Annotated in this window: 8 protein-coding genes; 3 read left to right on the forward strand and 5 right to left on the reverse strand. The window is 53.8% G+C overall.

What is annotated here, in order from left to right:
- Window positions 1–160: 160 nt before the first annotated feature.
- Window positions 161–451, reverse strand: a complete 291-nt coding sequence (locus AC222A_RS17840) for a hypothetical protein (protein WP_372810765.1) — start codon at window positions 449–451, stop codon at window positions 161–163.
- Between the two features lie 277 nt (window positions 452–728).
- Window positions 729–3,368 (reverse strand): TonB-dependent receptor, encoded by a 2,640-nt coding sequence (locus tag AC222A_RS17845; protein ID WP_372764757.1) that lies wholly within the window; start codon window positions 3,366–3,368, stop codon window positions 729–731.
- 282 nt (window positions 3,369–3,650) lie between these two features.
- Between AC222A_RS17845 and AC222A_RS17850 the strand changes: the two genes are divergently transcribed.
- On the forward strand, window positions 3,651–5,333 hold the full coding sequence (locus tag AC222A_RS17850; RefSeq protein ID WP_486775366.1) for an AMP-binding protein: 1,683 nt from the start codon (window positions 3,651–3,653) through the stop codon (window positions 5,331–5,333).
- Between the two features lie 149 nt (window positions 5,334–5,482).
- Here AC222A_RS17850 and AC222A_RS17855 read toward each other — a convergent pair whose 3' ends face one another.
- Together AC222A_RS17855 and AC222A_RS17860 are read right to left on the reverse strand one after the other, a co-directional pair.
- On the reverse strand, window positions 5,483–6,088 hold the full coding sequence (locus AC222A_RS17855) for a hypothetical protein (protein WP_372749379.1): 606 nt from the start codon (window positions 6,086–6,088) through the stop codon (window positions 5,483–5,485).
- A gap of 143 nt (window positions 6,089–6,231) precedes the next feature.
- On the reverse strand, window positions 6,232–6,714 hold the full coding sequence (locus tag AC222A_RS17860; RefSeq protein WP_372749380.1) for a hypothetical protein: 483 nt from the start codon (window positions 6,712–6,714) through the stop codon (window positions 6,232–6,234).
- A gap of 329 nt (window positions 6,715–7,043) precedes the next feature.
- Here AC222A_RS17860 and AC222A_RS17865 point away from each other — a divergent pair, with 329 nt between their 5' ends.
- On the forward strand, window positions 7,044–8,531 hold the full coding sequence (locus AC222A_RS17865; RefSeq protein WP_486775367.1) for an AMP-binding protein: 1,488 nt from the start codon (window positions 7,044–7,046) through the stop codon (window positions 8,529–8,531).
- A 47-nt stretch (window positions 8,532–8,578) separates the two neighbouring features.
- Here AC222A_RS17865 and AC222A_RS17870 read toward each other — a convergent pair whose 3' ends face one another.
- Window positions 8,579–9,427 carry a hypothetical protein gene (locus AC222A_RS17870; protein WP_486775368.1) on the reverse strand — a complete coding sequence of 283 codons (849 nt, stop codon included), beginning with the start codon at window positions 9,425–9,427 and terminating at the stop codon, window positions 8,579–8,581.
- A 205-nt stretch (window positions 9,428–9,632) separates the two neighbouring features.
- Here AC222A_RS17870 and AC222A_RS17875 point away from each other — a divergent pair.
- A partial coding sequence (locus AC222A_RS17875; protein ID WP_486775369.1) for a type II toxin-antitoxin system Phd/YefM family antitoxin occupies window positions 9,633–9,727 on the forward strand: 95 nt, incomplete at its 3' end.

Here is a 9,727-nt window from a genome sequence, read left to right on the forward strand (position 1 = left end):
TTAGCGTGGCAATCAACTCCCGATACGTTTTCAAACGCGGCATATCTAACCGCCGATGGGTAAATTGCTTGGTCGCTGTCACGTAGTTCGGGTTGAAGATCACGTCTGGTATGGATTTTACATTTATACGCAGGGAGCAGCCGCCCGAGTAACGCTCGATCTAAACGCGGTTTTGTGTGTCTTTTGGCAGGCGCCCAGATTTGATGGCCTGCTTGATGTCAGCGCGCACCAGCTTGGCAACCTCTTTGATGTCAAGATCGCGAGTCGCATCATACTTGCTACCGCGCATTTCATTTGCGGGGTCGTCGTAGGCGCAGACTGGTTTTTTCTCAACGGCTTTTTTTGCAAAGCGTTTCGCGGCCTGCTGAACCAGCGCCGATTCGTATGTCCCTTGCTTCACGCCTTGTTGCTCACAGAACGCTGCGGCTTCTTCTCGCACCTTAGATTCCATACGCTCTGCGCGTCGCGCCTGCTTGCGCTCAGTTTCTGTAACTTAATTATCGCGCTGGGACTCCAGCGTCTTGCGGAAGGAAAGGTACCGGCTTAGGCCGCCCTGGGACCAAAGCTGTAATGGCTTTTGGGAATCTCGGAGAGCTTCAGCTCCCGAGAGGATGTCAAAGAAGCCGAGATTCTATGGCTCATAGCGAGCTGGAGCGAGATATCTTGCGCCCGCCGGCGAACGCAGCGGGCGCATAGTGGGCTTTGCCTTATGCAGCGGTCAGATACCGCTAGTACTCATATCGAAGTTCGACACCATAGGTTCGTGGTTCACCGTAAAAGCTAAAGAAGGTGCCCAACGAAGAACCCACAGAAGCTGCGCCGGGGAGGTAGCGCTCGTCGGTCGCATTCTTTACGAACGCAGCCACAGAGGTTCGGTAATCGAGGCTCGACCAGCTAAAGCGCAGATCGACCAGCGTTTTCGCGTCGTCTCCGGCAAGTTCCTTGTTGCGCTCGTAAGCCTCGAAGGAGCCTCGGTCAAGACCAAGGTATATTTCGCTTTTGTAGGACGCATCAATACGCGGCGTGAATGAGCCAACGGTCGTATCCCACGTATATTGCACACCCAGGGAAACGGTTGTCTCCGGAGACACAGGGAAAGGCTCGTCGGTACGATCTACCACAACATTATTACCCAGCGAGGCCTGCAGAAGATCACGATCACTAAATTCGGTAAACGTGTAATCGTTATAACTTGCCGAGAAATTCACCAGCATATTTGCCGAAGGCATCCACTGAACTTCGACTTCGGTGCCCTCGATCTCAGAGTTGCCCGCGTTATCAAAAACTACTGCCAGGTTTTCCGCAGAATCTGTCTGCACTTGAATCAGCTGTTGATTGGTGAACTCCATGGTGTAAATGGCGCCATTGATACGCAGTGAGCGCTCTAACGCCTCAATCTTGTAGCCAAACTCAAGATTTTTTACTTCTTCTGGCTCAACTTGCTGCAACCCGTCCTCTACGCGTGGCTCGAAAAAGCCAGACTTAAAGCCGTCGCTGTAAGTGGTATAGAGGGTAACACTGGAGAGAAAGCCGTCACCGAGACCGGGGATGGTGTACGACAGCGAGGCCATGGGCGTTACTTTGGAAAAAGTTTTCTCCTTGGATTGATCCAGAAAGGGTGAATCATTCATTGGGAAATCATCTATGCCATCGCCATTGGCATCAGGGAACAGCGCCGAGATCTGCCCGACTGGATCAGCGGCCCAGGGCACATTGGACTGACATACGCCCGGCAGTTCAGGCCCGAGACAAGCGCCAACCAAGCCGGCGCTTCGCATGCGGTTTTCAATGGCTGTGGTATCAGCCTGTGTCAGCACTAGATTTGACTCGCGATTTTCAGACGTCCAGCGTAAGCCCAGCGTAAGTTCAAGCATCGGGGTGATATCAAAAGAGCTCTGAACATAAGCCGCGAGGGTATTATTCGTTAGATCAAACTCGTTCTGCTGAATGGGGTTGCCGGTTACCGCACCGACAAAGGGAACGGTACCACCTGGCGTCGGCCGAGTGGGTACTTGCCCAGCGCCGAGTTCGCCGATGGTTTTCAGGTCGAGCCCGCCGAAACCAGAGACCAGCGTAAAGGGCTCAAAGTTCTCTTCCAGCATATAGAACAGACCACCGGTGTAACGCAGTCGCTCATCAAAGAAACCGCCGCTGAATTGCAATTCCGCGCTGAGTGACTTCTGCTCGCTATCACCGTGATTATGGGATTCGGACCAGTTACCAGGACCACCGTCCTGATCGCTAGTGACCAGCGCTCCCTTTTCCGCTTTGCGCGCTCCGAACACACCTTTGATCTGGTGATCCGGGCTGTACAACCATTCCACTGTGGCGCCTATCATGGCCTGCTGCTGATCCCAATTCAGGTTCGGGTAGGCCCCTGTATTGCTCTTGAGGTCCCCCAGGCGCTCTTCGGAGTTGGCTTCACAGTTCTCACGGTAGGCGGTTGGCTGGCTGGGGTCGGTATCGCCAGGCCACATCACGTACAAGCCTTCGAGAAACAACGCCTGGTCATTATTTATACGGCAGTTGTTGTGTTCGAGTGTGTCATCACGGTCACTCAGAAACAGCAGGGTATCTACTGTGACGCTGTCGCTGGCGAGCCAGCGGGTTTGAAACAATCCCGAGAGTCTATCCACCGAGCCGCCTTTCTGACCGGAAACAACATCCTCTGTAAAACCATCTCGGCGACGATTGTTGATGGCGAACCGCACCGACAGATCATCGGTGACCGGCTGAGTCCAGGCGGCTCTGAGGGTTTGAGCGCCAAGGCTGCCTAGCGTCAGGTCAACATAGCCTTCTTGGGTATCACCGGGCTTGGCGAGCGTCAGTACCATTGCGCCGCCAGTTGTGTTCTTGCCGAAAAGCGTACCCTGAGGACCACGCAGAACCTGCACGTTCTCGATATCCACCGTGTCCAGAAGCTGACTGTCAGAGCGCGGGATAAACAGATCATCCAGATAGACACCGACGGTGGGGTCAACACGGGCAAAACCGGAGCGTTGCCCCACGCCACGGATATAGATCTGGCTGGCGCGACCTTGGCTGATCTCTAGGCTGGGAACACTTTTGGCGAGCTCACCGGTATTAGTAATACCGCGCTGGCGCATATCATCACCAGTAAGGGCGGAGACGGCCACCGGCGCAGTCTGTAAGCTCTCCTCACGGCGACGGGCCGTGACCACAACTTCTTCGAGGGCAGCGCGCTTGGTAGCCCGGTTCGGCTGCTGCGAAACTTCAGACGCCTTGCCGGCCGCCTCTTCCCCACTAGCCTGCTGTGCGTGCGCGGTAGCGCAAAGCAGTGATGCACATGCCAATGCGGTGAACGTCGACAGGGTCTTTTTACGAGTACTCAGTTGGTCCGTGATCATGGTAGCTAACTTCTTATATTGTAATGTGTCATCTAAGCCGGGAAGTTTACGTAATTCGGTTTCGCCATCGTGGTTACAGTCTATTAATCATTAGGCGGCAGAGCGCACTATAAGTGGGCGAAAGCACATTTGACTGGGTTTTGCGCTTCTGAAAATATATTCCCCTGTCGCCTACCATTCATCTATAGGCGCTATAGGCAGGAATTTTGCGGTACAAAGGCGTATGGTGGTTTGTGCGCCGAACACATGCTCACCGTTACCAACCATAATAATGAAGGCTCTATGACTAACAGTAATGTAACTCCCTCATCGCATTCGCCGCTCGAATGGCTCGCCCACTGGGTAAACCGCCGAGGCAACGAGACCTTCCTTACCCAACCACTAGCAGATGGTAGCGTTATCGACTACAGCTGGCAGGATGTTGACCATCAGGCGCGCTGTCTGGCGACCTACCTCAAGTCTCAGAACTTTCCTCCTGCTAGTCAGATTGCCCTTTGCTCCAAGAATTGTGCGCAATGGATCATTGCCGATCTGGCCATCTGGATGGCAGGACATATCTCGGTGCCGCTCTACCCGACACTTGCCGCTGACACCGTTAGACAGATTTTGGAACACAGCGAAGCCCGCTTACTCTTTGTCGGCAAGCTCGACGACTGGGACATGATGCAGCCCGGCGTGCCGGAAGGTATGCCGTGCGTCGCGTTCGATCTGGCACCCTCGCAGGTACAGGCACCACGGCTTGGCAAGATCATAGAAGATAGCGCGCCCTTGCCGGATGCAGAGCTTGATCGACGCAAACCAGAGGATCTGGCAACCATCGTTTATACCTCGGGGTCTACAGGCGCACCCAAAGGGGTCATGCATTCCTTCGGCACCATGTCTGCTGCCGTTGAGAGTTGTAGCCAGCGTCTGACGTTTGCGGAACGTGAGCGCGCACTATCTTACTTACCTCTCGCCCATGTTGCGGAACGGCTCATGGTGGAGGTTGACGGTCTCTTCTTTGGGTTCCACATTTTCTTTTCAGAGAGCCTGCAAACCTTTCCCGCAGATTTACGACGTGCCCGCCCGACAGTATTCTTTTCCGTACCGCGACTCTGGATTCGCTTCCGCTTGGGTGTACTCGAAAAAATGCCTGAGCCGAAGCTAAACCGCCTGCTTCGCATTCCCATCCTGTCTGGCGTGGTAAAAAAGAAGATCCTCAAGCAGCTCGGCCTAGACCACGTCAAGTACGCGGTAACGGGTTCGGCGCCTTTACCACAGGCCGTATTGGACTGGTATCGACGACTGGGGCTGACCATGCTCGAGGGCTATGGCATGTCAGAGAATTTTGCCCTATCCCACTCTACGCTGCCGGGGGAAAAGATTGCTGGCACCGTCGGCCGAGCTTACCCCGGCATTGATCACCGTATTGCTGACGACGGCGAAATACAGATTCGGTCACCTAACAATATGCTGGGCTATTTCAAGGACGCAGACAAAACTGCCGAGGCCCATACGGAAGACGGTTGGTTTCGAACCGGTGATCGCGGCCATATCGATGACGATGGCTACCTGTTTATCACGGGCCGCACCAAAGAGTTATTCAAGACCGCCAAGGGCAAGTATGTAGCGCCCGCGCCTATTGAAAACAAGCTCGCCGCTAACGCCATGATTGAGGCCGCCTGTGTCACTGGCGCGGGCCATCCTCAACCTTTTGCATTGGTTATGCTCTCGGAAGGACTCCCAACAGATACCGAGGCCCGAGCCGGCCAGTCGGCCACACTGCAGCAGCTGCTCAAGCAAACAAACGCCGGCCTAGACCCACATGAGCACCTGGCGTTTATTGTGGTCGTCAAGGACCGTTGGGGTATCGAAGACGGCGCGCTAACGCCAACCATGAAAATAAAGCGGGACGTGATTGAATCGCGCTACTCACCGCTGGCCGACGCCTGGTATAAAGCGCGCAAACCCGTCATCTGGCAGTGATCAGTCGAGCCGATGCCTTACTGACGTAGCATCGGCAGGCTCGGCACTTATGGGAAACGCAGCTTCCATAAATCGCAAACCTGGGGAAGTCTCTTCAACTCGCGTCTTATCGGTGAGGCATATATCAGTCAACGCTGCCTCCAGAGCGATCACTGGAGAGTCACGCCCTGAGGGCGACAAGCCTGCTCCCCATATCCGGCGGGAAATGAGATTGTCGCCGGGCTGCTGACACTCTCATGCGCATCTGAAACTGCCCGTTGATTTCTATACAGCCGGTGCTGCACGTCAAAATAGCCGCTCGTGCCACCGCTTGATCCTTCAAGCGAAAGGCTGAGCAAGTAGGAAACACCGTAGCGATTTTCTGCGTCTAACAGTGCAGACCGTGCCGCAGAATCGAGATGAATCATAATGGCGCTAGTGATCACCATCTGCTCCGCCACTACTCGAGTGTCCAGCTCCACCCGAGCAATAAAGTGCGCATAGGCCTCGTTGATCACGATGCTACAAAGACTTGTTAGATCTCGCTGCGGGATAAGATTGACGCACTCGGTCAACAGGCTGGTAGGCACATAGACAGCATGCCTGCGGTATTTCCAGTTGTCGCACCTAAAACTCAGCGACGATGCGGCCTCAGGCTCACAGGTCGCCCCGGCGCCCTGTCGGATGGTTTGCCGCAGCTCGTCTATTACTGCCAGATTTTCCTTAATCAAGACAGGTGTGAGAAGCGGCTCTTCAGGAATCTGCGAACGCATCACGCACAATCTCTAAAATGTGAATATTCACACTTTAGTTGCGCAACTACCGATTGTCACTCTTCTTTTCACGACAAAGCGGAAGCCTGTCACACATTGTGTCATTGCTCCCTCGCTCTGTCGTCTACGAATTGGCAGCCCGGTATTTAGGCGGCTCCGCGCTCTGACGCCCAGAACACGCCCTCCAGCTTACGCACTCCTGCCTCACGCGCAGCAATGGCCAATTGCTTCGCTTTTTCCTCACCGTACTGCTTTACGCTGAATGTAGCTTTTGCACTACCGCCCTCCGGGGTGGGCCAGGTTGTTTCCCAGTACCAGAGCTTTCTTACCTCGCCGTCGGCCAGCACATAGGGCTTGGCATAGCGGTACACCCCAGGAATGCCACTGGTATTGTGGCGACGCAAGGTTGCACAGAACTGCTGCCGGGTAGTGGGCGGATGCTCTTTGACTATACGATCGCGATAGGCCTTGGCTGCCGCGAGCGCGCGTTGCTTGCCGCCGTGCTGCTTATCAGCGAAATTTCTTACAAACATGCGATTCTGCCGCCGCAGGCTGACGCGCCAAGCGTGGGTGCGGTAAATCGGGTCGTCAATGCGGGAAATGCCATAAAGGGCTTTACTCTGTCTCATGAAATCCTAGTGCAATAAATCGACTGGTGATAATTCAGCAGTGCATAAACTGTGCCTGCCGCAATTACCCCATTAGTTTATCAACGCTACGCAAAGTTCCCTTAGCCATAGCGTTAATTTAGCGTGCAGTTTGCGTAATTTTACCCGTTTTTTGTGGAAGTTGCTGTCCGCAAACAGTGCAACTGCGCCAAAAAGCAGCACGCACTGAACGTACTGCGCAGCATATTCATGCCGGTAGTGCCGCCTATTTATTAACCGGAGAGTTTGAGCTATTTAACGCAAGGCCCTATTCTCTGCAAACTCAGTAACGACCACCTCAAGGTTCTGCAATGCCATCCAGCCTGTTTAAACAACAGCTCACAAACAATCCCGACAGCCTTGCCATCACAGATCTCACGTCGCGTAGAACCTGGCGCGAACTGCATGCCCGCGTTACCGCTCTGGTGACACTGCTACAAACCGAGTATGGCATTGCTCCCGGTGATCACATCGCGTTGCTGGTAGGCAATCGCATTGATCACGTGGAGGCGATGCTCGCCGGACAATTGGCAGGAGCATGGGTTACACCGGTGAACACCCACCTCACCGCATCTGAAATTGACTACATTCGCCATGACTGTGGGGCCAGCCTCGTGTTCTGCGACAACAGCCACGAAGCGCTATTGGCACCCCATGGCACAGGCCAAATCATCAACCTGCAGACACTCGGCCCCCTGCCAACGGGCACCGAAATTGACGAATCTTCGCCCTGTGGCGGCAGCATGTTGTATACCAGCGGCACCACTGGCCGCCCTAAAGGCGTACGGCGCGCCAAACCTGACACGGTAGGTCAACTGCTGGATCGCATGCGTCAGGCTGGACGCAACTTTGGCTTACAAGGCGGCGGACCCCATCTAGTCACCGGCCCTCTCTATCACGCAGCCCCTGGCCTGCTTGCACTGTATGACCTGATCAATGGTGCCCCCATGATCATTTTGCCCAAGTGGGACTGCGACACATTTTTCAATGCCGTTCAGCAATACAGCGTCACCACCACCCACCTAGTACCAACAATGTTTGTTCGCTTGCTGCAGCACATAGATGACAAGGGCAACGCCCCACAGCTGCCTTCACTGAACTACGTATTGCACGGGGCCGCCCCCATTGCACAATCGGTAAAAAAACGCATGATCGACTGGTGGGGCCCAATATTGACCGAGTACTGGGGCGGCACGGAGTCTGGCATTGTGACGATGGTCACCAGCGAAGAATGGTTAAACCATCCCGGCACGGTAGGAAAAGCGATTGGTAACTTTGACGTGTTTGTTGGCGATGAAAGCGGCAAACCAATAGCCGACGACACTGGCCTGCTCTATTGCCGTCACACAGAACTGGCGCAAATCTTCAGTTATCACAACGATCCGGAAAAAACGGCCAAAGCCCACCCCCAACCCCATGTTATGAGCCTCGGCGATATTGGCCGGGTAGACAAAGAAGGCTTCGTCTACCTGTCCGACCGTGCCTCCCACATGATTATCTCCGGCGGAGTAAATATCTACCCGCAGGAAGTAGAACAGGCACTGATGAACCATCCTCAAATTTTGGATGTGGCCGTATTTGGAATTCCCAACCCGGAATGGGGCGAAGAAGTTAAAGCGCTGGTGCAACTACAAACAGGTCACCAACCTTCTTCTGACCTAGCGGCAGCTATCCGTGATTTTGCACTCCAACATCTGGCTGGCTTCAAGATCCCGCGTAGTATCGAATTTACCGAGGCACTGCCCCGCACCCCCACTGGAAAACTTCGGATCCACGAGTTACGCAACAAGTATACGTAGGGACGTTTGCAAGTTTATGTAGTTTTTTAAGCTATTGTTTTTCGAGCTTATTCTACCGGGCAGGTTTGAGGGGTACCGGCCCGAAATGGCATGATGCCTTCAAGCGCAATCACGTTATTTACCTCCAAAACCTCGGGCAATCCCTCGGCCTGACAGCCAAATTCCGCCAATTTCAATTTCAGACTAACGCGGTGAGTGCGTGGTCCCATCGTGGCGTCACTAAAGCGGTCTTCCCGTTCCAGGCAAGACGGGTAAGCAGAGCTGGGAATCGCATTGCAGGCCAGCGGTGAAGAGCCCAACATTGGCTGCGTATTCACGTAGGTATCGACAGCGTTGACGAGCGCTGTGGGGGCATACACTGAACCAAGCTCATAGCTACCTTCCGCCACCGGAGAGCTGAGAGCGTCCTGCAGGTGTCGCCGCACACTGAACGTACCACTGTCACCGTAGGACATATTCACCGTAGAGGGTTGGCACTCGGCAAATACGCCGAAGCACATTGCCGGGTTCTCAAAAAAATAGGCAATGTCGTACACAACAAGACCCTGAACGCCGGGCGCTTTAACATAGGGAATCGAAAGCTTGACGTCATAAAAGCTGGGAAGCGGGGCGCTGTCGTACATCGTACTTTCAATTACTTGGCCAAGAGAAACTAGCAACACGTGATCGTTTTTGCCTTTGGTAAGAATCTTGGGAGCATCAGCCAGTGTATACCCGGGAGGCAGAAGTTTTAGGATCACATCTTTGGGCTGCGGCACAATAATGTCAAAAAAGTGAAAGGTACCGGATGCAAAATCCGGCTCTGAATCCTGCGCCAGAGAGATGCCGACAAAAAGGCTACAGAGAGAGAACAGGATTCCCGTCATGAGAGACCGGGCCATCTGGTTTTTTGTCATTATTGTTATTTCCTTTTACTGATTCGAATCAGTCTACAAAAAAGACGTCCCAAAATCTGCCGTAAATTTCTTGCCCCGTTTAACGCCTACAGCAGGTGACCGTTTGGGACGAAGCAAAGCGCAGTGGAAAACGGGTCGCTTGCCTGCACTTGTTATGCGCTGCTATACTTAGGTACATATTTTTGTACATGTACAGGAAAAGATAATGGACAGCATAAGCTATACCGCCGCCAGGAGCAACTTGGCTAAAACTATGGAGCAGGTCTGTAACGACCATGCGCCCATTGCTATTACCCGCAA

Source organism: Litorivivens sp. (assembly GCF_057445395.1).

Excerpts from the sequence above, each read along its gene's own strand:
- AC222A_RS17865 (WP_486775367.1), top strand. The coding sequence starts at position 7,044 with ATGCCATCCAGCCTGTTTAAACAACAGCTCACAAACAATCCCGACAGC.
- AC222A_RS17860 (WP_372749380.1), bottom strand. The coding sequence starts at position 6,714 with ATGAGACAGAGTAAAGCCCTTTATGGCATTTCCCGCATTGACGACCCG.
- AC222A_RS17870 (WP_486775368.1), bottom strand. The coding sequence starts at position 9,427 with ATGACAAAAAACCAGATGGCCCGGTCTCTCATGACGGGAATCCTGTTC.
- AC222A_RS17850 (WP_486775366.1), top strand. The coding sequence starts at position 3,651 with ATGACTAACAGTAATGTAACTCCCTCATCGCATTCGCCGCTCGAATGG.
- AC222A_RS17845 (WP_372764757.1), bottom strand. The coding sequence starts at position 3,368 with ATGATCACGGACCAACTGAGTACTCGTAAAAAGACCCTGTCGACGTTC.
- AC222A_RS17840 (WP_372810765.1), bottom strand. The coding sequence starts at position 451 with ATGGAATCTAAGGTGCGAGAAGAAGCCGCAGCGTTCTGTGAGCAACAA.